This is a genomic window from Kitasatospora sp. NPDC087314, assembly GCF_044744365.1.
In the GTDB taxonomy this organism is placed as follows: Bacteria; Actinomycetota; Actinomycetes; order Streptomycetales; family Streptomycetaceae; genus Kitasatospora.
Window position 1 is genome coordinate 16,319 of record NZ_JBIUYE010000028.1, and the last position, 17,714, is coordinate 34,032.

At 73.7% G+C, this 17,714-nt stretch carries 8 protein-coding genes; 3 read left to right on the plus strand and 5 right to left on the minus strand.

All coding sequences use genetic code 11. The annotated features are described in order from the left end of the window. Positions 1-24: 24 nt before the first annotated feature. Entirely contained in the window at positions 25-384 is a 360-nt protein-coding gene (locus tag ACIO5E_RS38415; protein ID WP_400677005.1) for a hypothetical protein, read from the minus strand. 239 nt (positions 385-623) lie between these two features. Between ACIO5E_RS38415 and ACIO5E_RS38420 the strand changes: the two genes are divergently transcribed. From ACIO5E_RS38420 to ACIO5E_RS38430, 3 genes are all read left to right on the plus strand, one after another. Continuing rightward, positions 624-1,178, plus strand: coding sequence for a YceI family protein (locus ACIO5E_RS38420; protein ID WP_280685193.1), 555 nt, complete (start codon positions 624-626; stop codon positions 1,176-1,178). A gap of 72 nt (positions 1,179-1,250) precedes the next feature. Then, the gene (locus tag ACIO5E_RS38425; RefSeq protein ID WP_400677008.1) at positions 1,251-2,480 is read left to right on the plus strand and encodes a pyridoxal-phosphate dependent enzyme; all 1,230 of its coding nucleotides are present in this window, start codon (positions 1,251-1,253) and stop codon (positions 2,478-2,480) included. A gap of 136 nt (positions 2,481-2,616) precedes the next feature. Beyond that, positions 2,617-4,002, plus strand: a complete 1,386-nt coding sequence (locus ACIO5E_RS38430; protein WP_400677011.1) for a hypothetical protein — start codon at positions 2,617-2,619, stop codon at positions 4,000-4,002. A 66-nt stretch (positions 4,003-4,068) separates the two neighbouring features. Here the strand turns inward: ACIO5E_RS38430 and ACIO5E_RS38435 are convergent, their stop codons facing one another. From ACIO5E_RS38435 to ACIO5E_RS38450, 4 genes are read right to left on the minus strand one after another with little or no spacing between them, the layout of a single operon-like run. Then, positions 4,069-5,124, minus strand: coding sequence for an MDR family NADP-dependent oxidoreductase (locus ACIO5E_RS38435; RefSeq protein ID WP_400677014.1), 1,056 nt, complete (start codon positions 5,122-5,124; stop codon positions 4,069-4,071). Continuing rightward, on the minus strand, positions 5,121-6,785 hold the full coding sequence (locus ACIO5E_RS38440; protein WP_400677065.1) for a phytoene desaturase family protein: 1,665 nt from the start codon (positions 6,783-6,785) through the stop codon (positions 5,121-5,123). The genes ACIO5E_RS38435 and ACIO5E_RS38440 overlap by 4 nt, the downstream gene beginning before the upstream one ends. A gap of 17 nt (positions 6,786-6,802) precedes the next feature. Beyond that, complete coding sequence (locus tag ACIO5E_RS38445) at positions 6,803-8,482, minus strand: phytoene desaturase family protein (RefSeq protein WP_400677017.1); 1,680 nt, start codon at positions 8,480-8,482, stop codon at positions 6,803-6,805. Further along, a complete protein-coding gene (locus tag ACIO5E_RS38450) occupies positions 8,469-17,711 on the minus strand; it encodes an amino acid adenylation domain-containing protein (RefSeq protein WP_400677020.1) in 9,243 nt (3,080 codons plus the stop codon). Before ACIO5E_RS38450 ends, ACIO5E_RS38445 begins: the two co-directional genes overlap by 14 nt. Positions 17,712-17,714: the final 3 nt, after the last annotated feature.

The window sequence follows — 17,714 nt, forward strand, 5'->3', positions numbered from 1 at the left end:
CGGCGGCCACCGTCGTCACCGCCGTCACGGCGTCTTCTGCGACGCCTCCTTCCCCTTCTGCCGCGCCTCCTTCTGCCGCGCCGATTCCTCCGCCTTGGCGGCCACCTTCCGTTCGTCCTCGCGCAGGTTCTCGGCCTGCGCACGCAGCCGCTGGTCGGCCCTCCAGTACGCCGTGCGGGTGTCGGGGCCGGTCATCCGCATGTGGATGGTGCCGGCCAGCTCCGCCACGGTGTCCACCAGCGCGGCGAGGGCGCCCAGCAGCGCGGCCTCGTCACCCTCGGGCACGTCGTCGCGGCGCGCCCGGGCCCGCGGGAGGGCGTCCTCGCGGATCCGCGTCCTGGCCTCGCGCACGGCGTCGGCCATCGCCTTGATGTCGGTGTCCATCCCGGCCCCCTGTTCGTCGTCCGTCTCCGCTGTCCCGGTGAGCCTGCCCGGCACGCCCGGTCGGCACTCGCCCGGAAGGACCGGGCCCGGGACTCGACGGGCGGGGACGGGGCGCAGCACCTAGCGTGGTCCGGGAACGACCCGGGCACGCACCGCCACCGAGGTTGGAGCCCCCCAGGGTCAGACACCCCTCAGGCACTCCTCAGCCCCCTCGCAGACCTCCAGGAGGTAAGCCGACCATGACCGTCTCCCTGCCCGAGCTCACCGGGGACTACGTCCTCGACCCCGCCCACAGCCGGATCGGCTTCGTGGCACGCCACGCGATGGTGACCAAGGTCCGCGGCGCGTTCCACAGCTTCGAGGGCGCCGCCCACCTGGACGGCGCCGACCCGGCCCGCTCCACCGCGCGGGTGACGGTCCAGACCGAGAGCATCGACACCGGCGTCGAGCAGCGTGACCAGCACCTGCGCACCAACGACTTCCTGGACGCACCCACCTTCCCGACCATCACCTTCGTCACCACGGCGGTCCAGCCGAACGGCGGCAGCGACTTCCGCGTCACCGGCGACCTCACCATCAAGGACATCACCCGCCCGGTCACCATCGACTTCGAGTACACGGGCAACGCCGTCGACCCCTACGGCAATCTGCGGGTGGGCCTGGAGGGCGCGGTGACGATCAGCCGCAAGGACTTCGGGGTGACCTGGAACGCGGCGCTGGAGGGCGGCGGCGTCCTGGTCGGCGACAAGGTCGTCCTGGAGTTCGACATCTCGGCCATCCGGCAGAAGCAGTAGCGCCCGCCGGAACCCGGAATTCCGCCGGACCGGGCGGCGGTGGGCCGGTCGGACAAGCCCTAAGCTCCTGACATGGCGACAGACGGCTCCCTCGCAACCGGTCAGCGCTCCCTGGGCGATCCCACCCTCGACTACCCACTGTGGCCCCCGCTCACCGCAGGCTGTCCGCGCACCGGCACGCCCGACCTCGGCTACCCCGTCGAGGTCGACTACGCCTACCGGAAGGCCGACGCGGCGGCCCTGTTCGCCCCGGCGGCGGACGCCGGGGCGCCGCGCGGCGGGCTGGAGCGGTGGGCGCCGCTGCTGCCGCCGCTGCTCGCGCCGGGCCTGGGCGAGGGCGGCACGCCGCTGGTCGAGCTCGAACCCGGGGTGTACGTCAAGGACGAGACCCGCAACCCGACCTGGAGCCACAAGGACCGGCTGAACCGCTGCACCACCAGCGCGGCCGTGGGCGTCGGCGCGCCCGGAATCGCGGTGGCCTCCTCCGGCAACCACGGCGCCTCCGCCGCCGCCTACGCCGCTCGCGCCGGGCTGCGCTGCGTGGTGCTCACCGGGCCGGACCTGCCGCCGGCCGTCGACGCGTTCCTCAACGCCTACGGCGCCGTGGTGCTGCCGGTGCCGTGGGAGGCCCGCTGGCCGCTGCTGCGGCAGGTCGTCGACCGGCTGGGCCTGCACCCGGTCAGCAACCTGACCGCCACCCACACCGGGCACGCGTACGGCCCCGAGGGCTACAAGACCGTCGCCTACGAGATCTTCCGGGACATCGGCGTACCGGGCGCGGTGTTCGTGCCGACCGGCTACGGGGAGCTCCTCTTCGGCGTCTGGAAGGGCTTCAGCGAACTGCACCGACTCGGCCTGGCCGACCGGGTGCCGCGCATCCACGCCTGCGAGTCCGCGGCCGGCGCGCCGCTCGCCCAGGCCGTCCGCCAGGGCCTCCCGGCGGCGCGGGTGACGGTGGGACCGAGCGAGGCGTACTCGATCGGCTCCCCGGTCAGCGGCTACCGGGGCGTGGTCGCCGTCCGCGAGAGCGGTGGCCGGGCGCTCACCCTGGACGACGGCCAACTCGCCGCCGCCCAGGCCGAACTGGCCCGGGCCGGGCTCTGGACGGAACTGTCCGCGGCGGCCGGTCTCGCCGGGCTGCGCAGCCTCCACGGCGAGGGCCCGGTGGACGGGCCGGTGGTCTGCGTGTCGACGTCCAGCGGCTTCAAGGACCGGGGTGTCGGTGCTCGGTCGACCGAGCCGGTCACCCCGGAGTGGGAGGACGTCCGCCGCCGACTGCGCGCCGCCGGCATCCGCGACTGACCCCCGACGACCGGCGTTGGAGGCCTGCTGTTCGCCGCCCGGTCCGCTGACGGAGGGTCGGCGTTCGCCGGGGCCGCCCAGGCTGGTCCGGATCCGCACCGCCCCCGTCCTCTCCGCGCGTCGAAGGGCTGTCACCGTGACCCGTTCTCCCCGCCGTCTGCTGCCGCTGGCCGTCGCCGTCGCGGCGGTGCCCGTGCTCGCCCTGCCGGTCGTCCCGGCCGCCGCGGCCTCGTACGGCACTCCGACCATCGTCTTCTCGGCCGGGTACCTGTCCGGCGCCGTCGGCGCCACCGGCGACCCGACCGTGGCCGTCACGGTCGCGCAGAGCGGGGCCACCGCCTCGGCGCTGACCGTCGCCGCCTCCGCGAGCACCCGCAGCGCCGTCGCGCGGACCGGCGACGTGGCGGTGACCGGCACCGGCGGCACCCGCACCCTGACGGTCGCCGCACAGGGCGTCGGCTACACCGACCTCACCATCAAGGTCACCGGCCTGGGCGGCAAGACCGCCACCCGCACCCTGCACTACGCCGCCTCCCCCGCCGTCCAGTACCCGGCCGCCAGCCGCTACCTGACCGGCTCCAGCGACGCCTCGGCCGCGGTGGACGCGGGCGGCGGCTACATCCTGGTCGGCGACGACGAGTCCAACGTGCTGCGGCTGTACGACCGCGACAACTCCGGTGCGCCGCTCCGCACCTGGGACTTCAGCGACGCACTCGGCGTCTCCAAGGAGATCGACATCGAGGCCGCCACCCGGGTCGGCGACACCATCTACTGGACGGGCTCGCTCGGCAACAACAAGGACGGCCAGGTCAAGCCCGACCGGCACACCCTGTTCACCACCACCGTCACCGGATCGGGCGCCAACACCCAGCTCTCCCTGGCCGGTTCGCACCACGGCCTGCGCGACGACCTGATCGCCTGGGACTCCGCCCACGGCGACCGCTACGGCTTCGCCGCGGGCGCGGCGGACGGGCAGGCTCCCAAGCAGATCGACGGATTCAACGTCGAGGGCCTGGAGTTCGCCCCCGGCAGCACCACCACCGCGTACATCGGCTTCCGCGCGCCGCTCACCCCGGCGGTCACCGGCGGCCGGGCGCTGCTCGTGCCGGTCACCAACCTCCCGTCGTTGCTGGACGGTTCGGCCGCACACGCGACCTTCGGCGAGCCGATCGAGCTGGACCTCGGCGGGCTCTCCATCCGCGACCTGCGCCGCAACGACCTCGGACAGTACCTGATCGTGGCCGGCTCCTGGGCCGCCGAGGACAACTCCGCCCCGTACGCCCTCTACCGCTGGAACGGGCAGCCGGGCTCGAAGCCGGTCAAGCTGCTCGACCTGCCGACCAGCGACGCCGGCGCCTGGGAGGCCGTCCCGGACGTGCCGAACCTCGACACCCCCGGCGCCCGCGCCCAGCTGATCACCGACGACGGCTCCGCCGACCTCTACAACGACGGCACCGCCGCCAAGGACCTCACCCACCCGGAGTGGAAGAAGTCCCGCAGCACCTGGTTCACCCTGAACTGAGCACCACGGCCCCGGGGCGGGCGCGCGAAGGCGCCCGCCCCGGGGCCGGCCCGCCTAAGGCGTGTCTCAGACCTCGACCAGCACCTTGCCCCGGTTCGCGGAGCGGTCGACGTACAGGCTGCGGTAGACCGCCGGGATGTTGTCGAAGCCCTGGTGGACGGTCTCCTGGTAGTCGAGGTCGCCGCTGCGCACCAGGGCGCCCAACTCCCGCCGCAGCGCGGACCAGTTCTCCTCGGTGAACCACTCCAGCGAGAAGATGCCGCGGATGGTGGTGCGCGGGAACATGATCATCGGCAGCAGCCGCGGGCCCGCCCAGTCGCCGCCGACCTGGCTCCCCCACTGCCAGCAGACGGCCACCCGGCTGTCGACGGCGAGCATCGTGAAGGCCACGTCGGTGAGCGCACCGCCGAGGCTGTCGAAGTAGCGGTCGATGCCGTCCGGGGCGAGCACGGCGAGCTCCTCCCGCAGCTTCTCGGGGTCGTCGCCGTCGCGGTAGAGCAGCGCGGCGTCGAAGCCCAGGTCGAGCAGGTGGGCGACCTTGGCCGGGGTGGCGGTGGTCCCGATGACGCGGGCGCCGCGGTGCCTGGCCAGCTGGCCGACCAGCGAGCCGACGGCCCCGGAGGCCCCGCTGACCAGCACGGTGTCCCCGGGGCGGACGTCCAGGAACTTCTCCATCGTGCCCCAGGCCGTCATCCCGGGGCCGCCGAGCACGCCGAGGGCGGTGGAGAGCGGCAGGGCCTCGTCGTAGTCGGCCCGGTCGAGCCGCCGGTAGGCGGGGAACACCATCGGGAAGGTGCCGGTCTGCCAGAGCGCGGGGGCGCCGTTGCTGATCACGTGGCTGCGCCAGCCGCCGAAGCCCTGGACCAGGTCGCCGACGGCGAAGGGCGCGGCCGGCCCGGCCTCCAGGACCTCCATGATCGAGTCCGCGCCCATGTGGTCGCCGATCGGGGTGTCCAGGGCGATCCCCTGCAGGTACGGGTCGACCGAGACGTACCGCGTCCGCAGCAGCATCTCGTCCGCGGCGAGGCTGACGTCCACCTCCTCGACGACCTTCTGGTATATCCGCTCGACATCCGGGACGCCGTCCACGTGCTCGCGGACGATCCACTTCTCGATCCTCATGAGGTGACTCCAAACTGTCGGTCGACGGGCCCGACCGGTTCGACGAGCAGGGTGGGCGGCGGAGCGGTGTCGTCCACCGTGGCGGTGAACGGTCTGCCGTCGTCGCGGCAGACGAACTGGACCACGTGCCGACCTGCGGCGGCCGCGCGGATCAGGCCGCCGGTGGTCGCCCAGACACCGGAGAGGTAGAAGTTCGCCAGGCCCGGCAGCCCGGGTCCGTTGCGCTTGATCTCCTCCTCCAGGGTCTCGCCGCTCTCGACGAAGGGCTGCCAACCGAGCACCGTGCCGTCGTAGTTGCCGGTGTAGCGGACCTGGGTGAGCGGGGTGGAGACGTCCTTGACGGCCACCGCGTCCCGCAGGCCCGGGTGGTGTCCGTCCAGGAAGTCGATGACGGCGTCCCGCACCCGGCGCTTCTCCCGCTGGTACTCGCGACCCCGGCCCACCGGCAGGGTGTGCAGCTCCTCCCCTCGCCGCATCCGGGGCGCCTGCTCGGGCCCGGTGCTCAACTCCCGCCAGGGGGCGATGTCGCAGAAGTAGCTGGCGTACACGACGGTCGTCGCGGCGGGCGACAGCTCGGGGTAGTGGCGGCTGCGGAACTGGATGTTGATGCTGGGGTGCCGGATGCCGGTGAGCCGCTCGGCGACCTCGTCCTCCAGCAGGTAGGTGGTGCACGGGTCGCCCGCCGGGAAGGGGCGGCGCAGACCGAGGAAGACGGTCAGGTAGCCGGGGAAGACCATGCCGGGCTCGGTGATGGTCCGGGTGTACAGGCGGCGGTAGGTGTCGTTGAGGTAGCGGCCCTTGAGCAGGTCCAGCATGGTGGTGCGCCCGTCGCAGGCCGCCACCACGATGTCGGCGCGCACCTCCCGGCCGTCGCTCAGCCGGACCCCGACGGCCCGGTCGTCCTCGACCAGGATCTCGGTCACCTTGGTGTTGTACGTGATCTCGCCGCCGAGCCGCCGGTAGCGCTCCTCGATCGAGCGGGCCAGCCCGAGCGATCCGCCCTCCGGCACCCCGGCCGACAACCCGGCGTGCGAGGCGAGTTGGAAGTAGCTGGGCAGCACCGGGAAGTTCGGGTGCTTCTCGTAGAGGATGAAGTTGAACGCCTCGCGCAGCAGCGGGCTGCTGAACCGCGCCGAGTAGTCGCTCATCAGCACGGTGATCGAGCGGCGGATGACGTTGAAGTACGGCAGGAAGGAGGCCAGCATCCGCCAGCGCTCCCAGCGGCCCATCAGTCCGACCGGCTTGAGGAAGGGGTAACGAGCCAGGGCCAGCCGGAACTTGCGCAACCCGGCGCAGAACTGCCGGATCTGGCGGGCGTCCTCCGGGGCGAGCTCGAGCAGGTGCGCTTCGAGGCGGTCCGGGTCGGAGTAGAAGTAGACGGCCCGGCCGTCCCGGGTGCGCACCACGTTGAAGACGTCGAAGTTGCGCATCAGCTTGCCCTGCAGTGCGCCGAGTTCGAGCCAGATCTGGTGCATCTCGTTGCCGGGGCCGCTGCCGAGCAGCCAGCTCACGCAGCAGTCGAAGGTGAACTCGCCCCGGTCCCAGGCGGTGCAGCAGCCGCCGGGCAGCTCGTGCATCTCCAGGACCCTGGTGCGGTAGCCGTTCATCTGCGCGTAGCAGCCGGTGGACAGGCCGCCGAGCCCGCCGCCGACGATCACCATGGTCTGCCTGCTGGTGCTCATTCCGGAACTCCCACGGTGGCCCGGTCGAGTTGCGGCAGGCGGCCCCACTTGCCCGCGTGCCAGGGTTCCCGGTTGTCACTGGGCCAGGCCCGGAACGGCCGGCCGAGCTCCCGGCAGAGGTACTGCGCGGCGTACCGGCCGCTGGTGGCGGCGCGGATCAGGCCGCCGAGGGCCGTCCACTGCCCGGCCATGGAGAAGCCGCGCAGGCCGGGCAGCCGCATCCGGTCCCGGTTGACCAGGCGGTTGGCGGCGTCCTCGGCCTCGGAGAAGGCCTGCCAGGCGAGGATGCTGCCGTAGGTGTTGCCGGTGAAGCGCTCGGTGGTCACCGGCGAGGCGACGTCGACCAGTTCGATCCGGCGGCCGAGCCCGGGGTACGTCCGCTCCAGGAACTCCCGGACGAACGCGGCGACTTCCTGCTTGCGGGCCCGGTAGGCGCGGCGGTCCGCGACCCGCAGGTCCTTCCAGGAGCGGTAGTCGCTGAAGTAGGTGCAGTGCAGCACCGACTTGCCGGGCGGCGCGAAGCCGTCCGCGTAGGCGGAGCGCAGCTGGACGACCAGGCTGTGCTGGAGCGATCCCGGCAGCCGGGCCCCCTGTTCGGCCGACAGCAGGTAGGTGGTGCTGTGCGGTTCGCCCTCCGGCAGCGGGCCGTCGATGCCGACGAAGGCGGAGACCACGGCCGGGTAGAGGTTGCCGGGCTTGTCGAGCAGTTCGCCGTACAGCCGGTCGACGGTGGGGCTGGAGTACCGGCCCTCCAGCAGCCGGTCGAGGACCGTCGGACCGTCGCAGGCGGCCACCACGTGGTCGGCGAAGTGCCGTGAGCCGTCCCGGAGTTCGACACCGATCGCACGGTCGCCCTCGACCAGGATCCGCTCGACCCGGCAGCGGTAGCCGATCGTCCCGCCGAGCGAGGTGTAGCGCTCCTCCACCGAGCGGGCCAGACCGAGCGAACCGCCCTGCGGGAAGCCCGCGTTGCCGTTGTGCGCGGCGGCCAGGGTGTACAAGTAGGGCAGCAGCGGGAAGCCGGCCGGCTCCTGCAGGAACATGTTGGGCAGCGCCCGGCGCAGCAGCGGGTCCTGGAAGCGCTCGGCGAAGCCGCTCATCGGGGTCGTCGCGGTGCGCCAGAACAGCCGGAACGCGGGCAGTACGGTGCGCAGGGTGCGCAGCCGTTCGGCCGTGCCGCGCAGGGGTGGCGGGGTGAGGTCCCAGGGCAGGTCGATGGCGGCGAAGCGGCGCAGGTCCCGGCAGAAGGCGCGGATCGGCTTGGCGTCGCCGGGGGCGGTGGCCAGCAGGTGCCGTTCCAGCCGGTCCGGGTCCCCGAAGAAGGTGACGGCGCGGCCGTGTTCGTCGACGACGCGGTTGAACACGTCGAAGCGGGTGATGGACTTGCCGTCGAGGGCGCCGAGTTCGCGCCACACCTGGTGCGCGCCGGTGCCCTCGGCGGTGCCGATCAGCCAGTCGATGCAGTAGTCGAACAGGTAGCCGTGCCGGGACCACGCGGTGCAGCAGCCGCCGGGCAGCGAGTGCTTCTCGAAGATCCGGGTCTCCAGGCCGCTCATCTGCGCGTAGCAGCCGGTGGCCAGGCCGCCGATGCCGGCGCCGATGACGATGACCCGGGGCGGGCCGCCGGGGGCCCGCTCCCTTTCCGACCAGTCCGGTCCGCGGTCAGGCCCGGCCATCGGCGGTGCCTCCGGCCAGGATGGCGCCCGCGAGTTCGGCGTTGCGGGCGGCGAACTCGGCGTCCAGCATCTCGGCGTGGCTGCCGTGGCCGGCGTAGACGGCGGTGCCGGCGGTGGAGGCGCCGTGCCAGGAGCCGCGTTCGCCACCCGCGTGCAGCGCCAGCCGGTCGGGTTCGCAGAGCACGTTGAGCGGGGCGTCGACGGTGCCCAGGTTGGGCGTGCGGCTGCAGAACTCCAGGTAGTCCCGGGCCTGTTCGAGGGTCTCCTGGGCGACGATCCGGGAGCCGGTGTGCCGGTGCAGGTGTTCGTGGAGTTCGCGCTCGAAGACGGCCAGGTGCTCCGCGCCGAGGTCGAAGGGCTCGGGGATCCGGTAGGAGTCCACCACCAGGACGGAGCCGACCGTCCGGCCACGGCGTTCGAGCTCCCTGGCCACCTCGAAGGCGAGGTTCCCGCCGAGCGAGTAGCCGAGCAGGACGTACGGCCCCTCCTCGTGCAGTTCCTCGACCAGGTCGGCGTAGCGGGCGGTCTTGTCGTCGCCGGTGAGGTAGTTGAAGGCGGCGAGCCGGTGGTCGGGCAGGTGGGCGGCGAGCTGGCGGTAGACCAGGCCGTGGCCGCCGGCCGGCGGGAAGCAGAAGACCGTCCGCTCCTGCGGCGCGGCGGGGTTGAACCAGAGGTACGGCTGTCCGCCGGCGACCTCGCCGGTGATGATCTGCTCCAGCGTGCGGGCCATGCCGTGCAGGGTGGTGACCTTGAAGAGCAGGCCGACCGGGATGCTGATGTTGAACTCGGTCTGCAGGTGGTGGATCAGCTCGATCAGCCGGATGGAGCTGCCGCCGAGTTCGAAGAAGTCGTGCTGGAGGCCGACCTCCTCCACGCCGAGCAGGTTCTGCCAGTGCTCGGCGGTGCGCTGCTCGTAGAGGGTGACGGGCGGTTCGTGCCGTTCGCCGCCGGTGTCGACCCGGGGTTCGGGCAGGGCGGCCACGTCGACCTTGCCGTTGGGGGTGAGCGGCAGGGCGGGGAGTTCGGTGAGGTGGGAGGGGATCATCACGGTGGGCAGGTGCTCGGCGAGGTGGCGCCGCAGCTCCCGGCGGTCCAGTGCCGCCCCTTCGGCGGGTACCAGGTAGGCGGCCAGCACGCTCTCCCCGGTCGCGTCCTGGCGGACCGTCACGCAGACCTGGGCGAGTTCGGGGCGGGCGGCGAGGTGGGCCTCGATCTCGCCGATCTCGATCCGGTGGCCGCGCACCTTGACCTGGTTGTCGATCCGCCCGAGCAGGTGGGCGGTGCCGTGGGTGTCCCAGTGGCCGAGGTCGCCGGTGCGGTAGAGCCGCGCGGGCGGGCCGTCGAGTTCCAGGGCGGTGAAGCGCTGGGCGGTCTGCTCCGGGTCGTTGGGGTAGCCGGCCGCGACGCCCGCGCCGCCGATCCACAACTCGCCCGCCACGCCCGGCGGTACCGGTTCGCCGTACGGGTCGAGGATGTACAGCGTGCTGTTGGGGAAGGGCCGTCCGATCGGCACCATCCGGCCGGGTTCCAGCGCGTCCGCCGCGCCTTCGTAGTAGCTGGTGTCGATGGTGGCCTCGGTCAGGCCGTAGGAGTTGACCAGCCGGGTGTCCGGTCCGCACAGGGCGCGCAGCCGCTGGTGTTCGGCGGTCTTCCAGGAGTCCGAGCCGACGACCAGCAGCCGCAGGAAGTCCAGCCGCAGGCCCTCGCGTTCGCAGTGGGCCAGCAGGGCACGGGCGACGGCGGGCACGAACTCGCCGCAGTCGACGGCCTCCTCGCGCATGGTGCGGTGGAGCCGGGCGGTGTCGAACAGCAGGTCGCGGTCGACCAGGACGAGGGTGCCGCCGGTGCTCAGCGCCCGGGCGAGGTCACCGGAGAACACGTCGAAGGCGGTCCCGGCCATCTGCAGGTGCACCCGGGCCTCGGTGTCGAGGCGGTACTCGGAGCGCCAGCCCGCGGTGACGGCGGCCAGGTTGCGGTGGTCGACCCGTACGGCCTTCGGGCGGCCGGTGGAGCCGGAGGTGTGGATGACGTAGGCGGGGCGGTCCGGGTCGGCGGCGGGCAGCGAGCCGGTCTCGGCGGCGGGCCGGTCGAGGTCCTCCAGGGTGACCGGCCGGGCGGGCAGTTCGGCGCCGTGCGGCTTCCGCTCGTCGACGACGACCAGGGCGGCGCCGGCGTCGGCCACCTGGTAGGCGAGCCGGTCGGCCGGGTGGCCGGGGTCGAGCGGCAGGTAGGCGGCGCCGGCCCGCCAGATCGCCAGCAGGGTGACGATCAGCTCGGGCGACTTGCCCAGGCAGACCGCGACCACCGAGCCCTCCCCGACGCCGAGTTCGCGCAGCCGCAGGGCCGTCCGCTGGGCCCGCCGGTCGAGTTCGCCGTAGCTGAGGCGGCGCACGCCGGCCGGGCCGGGGGCGGTGACGGCGATGGCCTCGGGGTGTTCGGCGGCGGCCTTGGCGATCAGTTCGGGCACCGGGGTGTCGTGGTCCAGCCGCCGGTCGGCGCCACTGAACCCGGTGAGGATGCGGCGGCGTTCGGCCTCGTCGAGCATCCGCAGCCGGCCGACCGGGCGGTCGGCGCCGGCCCGGGTCATCGCGTCCAGCAGGTTGCGGTAGTGCGCGGCCAGCCGCTGCACGGTGGCGGGCTCGAAGAGGTCGGAGTTGTACTTGAACACGCAGTGGAAGCAGCCGTCCGCGCGGTCCTCGTAGGCGGACAGCGTGAGGTCGAACTGCCCTTCCTCCTCCGGGAGTTCGATGTACTCCAGGCGGTATCCGAAGCGCTCCACGGCGACCTTGTGGGTGAGCAGGATGAACATCGCCTGGAACACCGCCGAGCGGCTGGGGTCGTGCTGCAGCCCCAGCTGCTCGACCAGCAGCGGGAACGGGTACTCCTGGTTGTCCAGGCCGCCGAGCACGCTCTCCCGCACCCGGCCCAGCAGGTCGGCCACGGTCGGCTCCCCGGCCAGGCTGACGTGCAGCGGCAGCGGGTTGACGAAGTAGCCGTAGACGGCGGCGAACTCCTCCTGGGTGCGGCCGGTGACCGGACTGCCGACCACGATGTCCTGCTGCCCCGACCAGCGGTGCAGCAGCAGGTAGTAGGCGCTGAGCAGCACCATGAACGGGGTCGCGTGGTGCGCGCGGGCCAGCTCGTGGACGCGGGCGGTCAGGTCGGCGTCGAGCTGGAAGAACTCGGAGGCGCCGTTGTGGGTCTGCACCGCCGGCCGGGGCCGGTCGGTGGGCAGCGCGAGGACGGGCATCTCCGACGGCAGGTGGCCGCGCCAGTAGTCGAGCATCCGCCGGGCGTCGGGGCCGGCCAGGAAGCGGTTCTGGTGGTTCAGGAAGTCGAGGTAGCGGGCGGCCACGGCGGGGAGTTCGGGGGTGGCGCCCTTGCGCAGCGCCTCGTAGACCTCGAACAGCTCCTCGATGAAGGTGAAGGTGGAGATCGCGTCCGAGACGATGTGGTGGACGGCCTTCATCAGCACCCAGCGGTCGGGTCCGCGGCGGAACAGCCGCAGCCTGACCAGCGGGTCGTTCGCGAGGTCGTACGGCCGGCGGTACTCGGCGACGATCAGCTCGTGGATCTCCTCCCACGGGCGGCCCTCGACGTCGAACAGCCGGGTGTCGGCCGCGACCTCCGCGCGGATCCGCTGGAGCGGCCGGCCCTCCTCGGCGGTGAAGGCGGCCCGCAGCCCGGGGTGCCGGGCGACCAGCGTGCGGAAGGCGGCGAAGACCAGCTCCGGTTCGAGTTCGGCGCGCACCTCGACGGCGCCGCCGATGTTGTACGCGAAGCCGTCCGGGTGGAGCTGGCGCAGGAACCAGAGCGCCTGCTGGTTGTGGGTGAGCGGGTAGCGGGACTCGTCGGTGTACAGCTCGACCTCGGCCTGCGCCGGGCCGCCCTCGTCGGCGAGCCGCTCGGTCAGGCCCGCGCCGAGCAGGTCGACCAGGTCGCCGACGGTGCCGTTGCTGAGCAGCGCCACCACGGGCAGGGCGACGCCCAGTTCGCCGTGCACCCGGGCCCGCAGCTCCATCGCGAGCAGCGAGTCCAGGCCGTGCGCGCCGAGCCTGGTGTCCAGGTCGATCCGCTCGACGCCGATCCGCAGCACGGCCGCCGCGGCGGCGGTGAACCGCTCGGCCACCAGCTGCCGCCGGGCCTGCGGATCGGCCGTGCGGTAGGCGTCCAGGAAGCCGCCGGTCTCGGCGGGGACCTGCTCGGCGGCGGCCGCGGCCAGCTCGGCGACCAGCGGCGGCGGCGCGGGGTACCAGGCGAGGAAGGTCGGCCAGTCGACCACGGTGGCGACCAGCAGCTGGGCCCGGTCCTGGCCGAGGACGCGCTCCAGCACGGCCGTTCCGGCGTCCGGCGGGAGCGAGCTCATGCCGCGGGCGTCGCGGTAGTGGGCGACCAGGCCCAGTTCCTCGATCATGCCGGTGGCCCACGGGCCCCAGTCGAGGCTGAGCGCGGGCAGCCCGGCGGCCCGGCGGTGGTGGGCGAGGGAGTCCAGGAAGGCGTTGCCGGCCGCGTAGTTGGTCTGCCCGGCGGTGGTGAGCAGCGAGGCGACGGAGGCGAACAGCACGAAGTGGTCGAGCGGTTCGTCGTGCAGCAGCCGGTGCAGCAGGTGGCCGCCGACCACCTTGGGGGCGTACCCGGCGTCGAAGGCGGCCCGGTCCATCTGCGGGACCAGCACGTCCTTGACCTGCCCGGCGAGGTGGAACACGCCGCGGATGGGCGGGAGTTGGCGCTCACGGTAGTCGGCGAGCCAGCCGGCGAGGGCCGCCTCGTCGGTGACGTCGACCGGGGCGAGCAGCGGCGAGGCGCCGAGTGCCTGCAGTTCGCGCAGGAAGGCGATCCGCCGGCCGGCGGCGCTGTCGGGGTCGGTGTGCGGCCACTGCGCGGGCTCGGGCAGCGTGGTGCGGCCGACCAGGATCAGCCGCCGGGCGCCGCGCCGTACCAGCGCGCGGCAGAGCAGCCGGCCGAGGGCGCCGAACGCGCCGGTGACCAGGTAGCTGCCGTCGGGGCGCAGGACCGGCGGCAGCGGGCGGGTGAGTCCTTCGGCCTGGCGGAGCCGGCTGGTGCGGCGCCGCCCGGCCCGCAGGGCGATCTCCTGCTCGTCGCGGGCGGCGAGTTCACCGAGCAGTGCCTCGGCCTGGTCGAGGGGGTCGACGGCGGGGTCGAGGTCGATCAGGGTGCCGCGCTGGGCGACGAGTTCCTGCTGCCACAGCACGCGTCCGATGCCCCAGGCGGGTGCGCCGAGCGGTTCGACCCGGTCGCCGGGGGCGGCGGCCTGGGTGCCCCGGGTGACGATGTGCAGCCGGGCGTCCGGGCAGGCGGTGGGCAGGGTCTGGGCGAGGGCGATCAGCGCGTACGCGCCGAGGCCGGCGAGCTGGTCGAGCCGGTCGGCCGTGGTGGCGTCGAGCGCGGGCTGGTCGAGGTTCCAGAGGTGGACGACGGTGCGGTAGCCGGGGTCGAGGTCGGCGAGGAGCCGGGTGAGGTCCTCGGCGGAGTCGGGGCGGACGGTGCTGTGCCCGTCGCCCGGCCGGTAGCCGGCGCCCGGCCGGACCAGGTGGCAGCGGGCGCCGCGCTCGGCCGCCAGCGCGGCGAGGCGTTCGGCGAGGCCGCCGGCGTCGGCGAACAGCAGCAGGTCGCCGGGGTCGGCGGCGGCGGGCGCCGCCGGGGCGTCCACCCAGGCGAGTTCGGTGAGCCAGCCGTCGATGGTGGCGAGGCCGACCGAGGCCGGGGCCTGGGCGACGTCGGCGGCGCGGAAGCCGGTGATCCGGCCGAGCGGGGTGCCGTCCTCGGCGTAGAGGGCCAGGTCGCCGACGATCTCCTCGCCGCCGTCCCGGGTGACGGTGGCGTGCGCCCAGATCGGCCGGTCGCCGATCTCGTCGAGCCGGACCTCCTCGATGGACACCGGCAGCCGGACACCGCCGCCCTCGGGCGCGAGCAGCCGGGTGGTGAGCAGGGTCTGGAAGCAGGCGTCGAGCAGCACCGGGTGCAGGTGGTGGTCGGCGGCGTCGCGGCCGAGCCGGCCGGTCGGGCCGATCCGGGCGAGCGCCTCGCCGGGGCCGACCCACACCTCCTGGATGGCCTGGAAGGCGGGCCCGTAGTCGTAGCCGCGGGCGGCGAGGCCCCGGTAGCAGTCCGGGCCGTCGAAGCGCCGCCCGTGCGAGCGGATCACCTCGGCGTCCAGGGCCGGCCCGTGGGCGCGGCGCTGGCCGACCCGTACCCGGCCGCCGGCGTGCACCACCGGCTCGCCGCCGGCCGGGGTGGAGGCGATGGTGAAGCGGGCGTCCTCCGGGGCGTAGCCGAGCTGGACGGGAACGGGCTCGGTGTCGGAGAGGAACAGCGCCCGGTTCAGCTCGACCTCGGCGATCACCACGTCGGTGCCTCCGGTGAGCGCGCGGACGGCCTGGGCGGCCATCTCCAGGTACCCGGCCGCCGGGAAGACCACCTGGCCCTCGATCCGGTGGTCGGCCAGGTAGGGCAGCCGCTCGGGGTCGAGCGCGGTGGTCCAGGCGGGCTGGGCGCTCGCGGTACGGCGGCCGAGCAGCGGGTGGTCGACCTCGCCGAGCCGGACCTGCCGGACGGCGGGCGGCTCGACCCAGTACCGGTCGCGCCGCCACGGGTAGCCGGGCAGCGGCACCGGCCGACCGCTCGGGTGCAGCGCGCTCCAGTCCACCTCGGCGCCCAGGGTGTGGAGTTCGGCCAGGCTGCGGGTGAAGCAGGCGGACTCGTCGGCACGGCGGCGGATGGACGGCAGGGTGTGCGCGCCGTCGACGCACTCGCGGATCGCGTGGCCGAGCACCGGGTGCGGGCCGAGCTCCAGGAACAGGCCGTGCCCGTCCTCGGCCATCCGCTCGACGGCGGCCCGGAAGCGCACCGGGTTGCGGACGTTGCGCCACCAGTACTCGGCGTCGAGTTCGGGGCCGCGGGCGAGGCCCTCGCGGGCGGTGAGGTAGAGCGGCAGTCGGGCCTCGTTGGGCTTGAGCACGGCGAGCGCGGCGGTCAGCTCGTCCCGGATCGGGTCCATCCGCACGCTGTGGTAGGGGACTTCGACGTCCAGGAAGCGGGTGAACACCTCCTGCCCGCGCAGTTCCTCGGCGAGTTCGCGCAGCGCGTCGGTGTCGCCGGCCAGGGTCACGGTGGAGGGGCTGTTGGCGGCCGCCAGCGAGACCCGGGTGCGGTACGGGCGGATCCGCCGCTCCGCCTCCGCCTCCGGGAGGCCGACGGCGAGCATGGTGCCGGTGCCGGCCAGCCGCTGCTGCAGGCGACTGCGGGCCAGCACCACCCGGACGGCGTCGGCCAGGTCGTACACCCCGGCCTCGTGGAAGGCGGCGACCTCGCCGGTGCTGTGCCCGACCACCGCGTCGGGGCGCAGGCCGTGGCTGCGCCAGAGTGCGGAGAGGCCCAGCTGGACGGCGAAGTTGGCGGGCTGGGCGAGCCAGGTCTCGGTCATCCGTGAGTCGGCCTCGTCGCGGTGCATCTCGTCGAGCAGCGACCAGCCGGCCTGCTCGCGGATCTCCCGGTCGCAGGCCTGGACGGCCGCCCGGTAGACCGGCTCGTTCTCGTACAGGCCCCGGCCCATGCCCCACCACTGCGGGCCCATGCCGGTGAACACCCAGGCGAGGCGCCGTTGCCCGCGCTCCCGCGCGCGTCCCTGGAGCACCCGGGGGTGCGCCTCGCCGCGCTCGTGGGCGGCCAGTGCCTCGTCCAGTTCCTCCTGCGTGGAGTAGACCACTGCGAGCCGCTCGGGCAGGTGCTGGCGGCGGTGGGCCAGGGTGTGGCCGAGGTCGGCGAGCGGCACCCCGGCGGCGAGCTCCTGCCGGACGCCGGCGGCGAGTTCGGGCAGCCCGGCGGCGTCCTTGGCGCTCAGCGGCAGCACCGTGCAGGCCGGCTGCGGGGCCGGGGCGGCGGGCGCGGGGTGCGGCGGCTCCTCCAGCAGGACGTGCGCGTTGGTGCCGCCGAAACCGAAGGAGTTGACGCCGGCCCGGGCCGGCCCGTCGTGCTCGGGCCAGTCGACCGGGGTGGTCGGGATGTCGAAGGGCAGCGCGTCCAGGTCGATGCCGGGGTTGGGCCGCTCCAGGTTGAGGTGCGGCGGGATCCGCCGGTGCTTGAGGGCGAGGGCGGTCTTGATCAGCCCGGCGACGCCGGCCGCGGCCTCGGTGTGCCCGATGTTGGTCTTCACCGAGCCGACGTAGCAGCGGGCGCCGGGGCGGCGGCCGATGCCGAGCACCCGGCCGAGCGCGGCGGCCTCGATCGGGTCGCCGACGGGCGTGGAGGTGCCGTGCGCCTCGACGTACTGCAGGCTGCCGGGCAGCACCCCGGCCTCGGCACACACTCGTTCGATCAGGGTCACCTGGGCGTCCGCGCTGGGGACGGTGATGCCGTTGGTGCGCCCGTCCTGGTTGACGCCGCTGCCGAGGATGACGGCGTGCACCGGGTCGCCGTCGCGCAGCGCGTCCGACAGCCGCTTGAGGACGACCACACCGACGCCCTCGGCCCGGACGTAGCCGTCGGCGGAGGCGTCGAAGGCACGTGAGCGGCCGTCCGTGGAGAGGAAGCCGCCCTTGGTCTCGGCGATCGTGTACTGCGGCGCCATGTGCAGCAACGCGCCGCCGGCCAGCGCGAGTTCGGTCTCGCCGCGGAGCAGGCTCTGGCAGGCGAGGTGGACCGCGACCAGGGAGGAGCTGCAGGCGGTGTCGATCGACACGCTGGGGCCGCGGAAGTCGAAGCAGTGCGAGATCCGGTTGGACACCATCGTCATCATGGTGCCGGTGGCGGTGTGCGCGGCGAGCGTGCGGAAGTCGAGGTCGGCGAACTGCAGGATCTTGTAGTCGAGGGTGAAGGCCCCCATGTAGACGCCGACGTCGCGGCCGGCCAGTTCTCCGGGGCGCAGGCCGCCGTCCTCCAGGGCCTCCCAGCTGACCTCCAGGAGCTTGCGCTGCTGCGGGTCCATGTGCTCGGCCTCGCGCGGGCTGATGCCGAAGAAGTCCGGGTCGAAGGTGTCGAAGCCGTCGATGTAACCGCCCCGGCCACCGGTCAGGCGCCCCGGTTTGGACCGGTCCCGACTGCCGAGCGTGCCGGTGTCGTAGCGGTCGGCGGGTGTCGCGGTGAGACAGTCCCGGCCTTCGACGAGGTTGCGCCAGTAGGTCCGGTGGTCGTTGGCGTGTCCCGGCAGGCGGCAACCGATGCCGGTGATCGCGATCCGGTCACAGGGCACGGCGAAGGGCGAGGTGGTCATGAT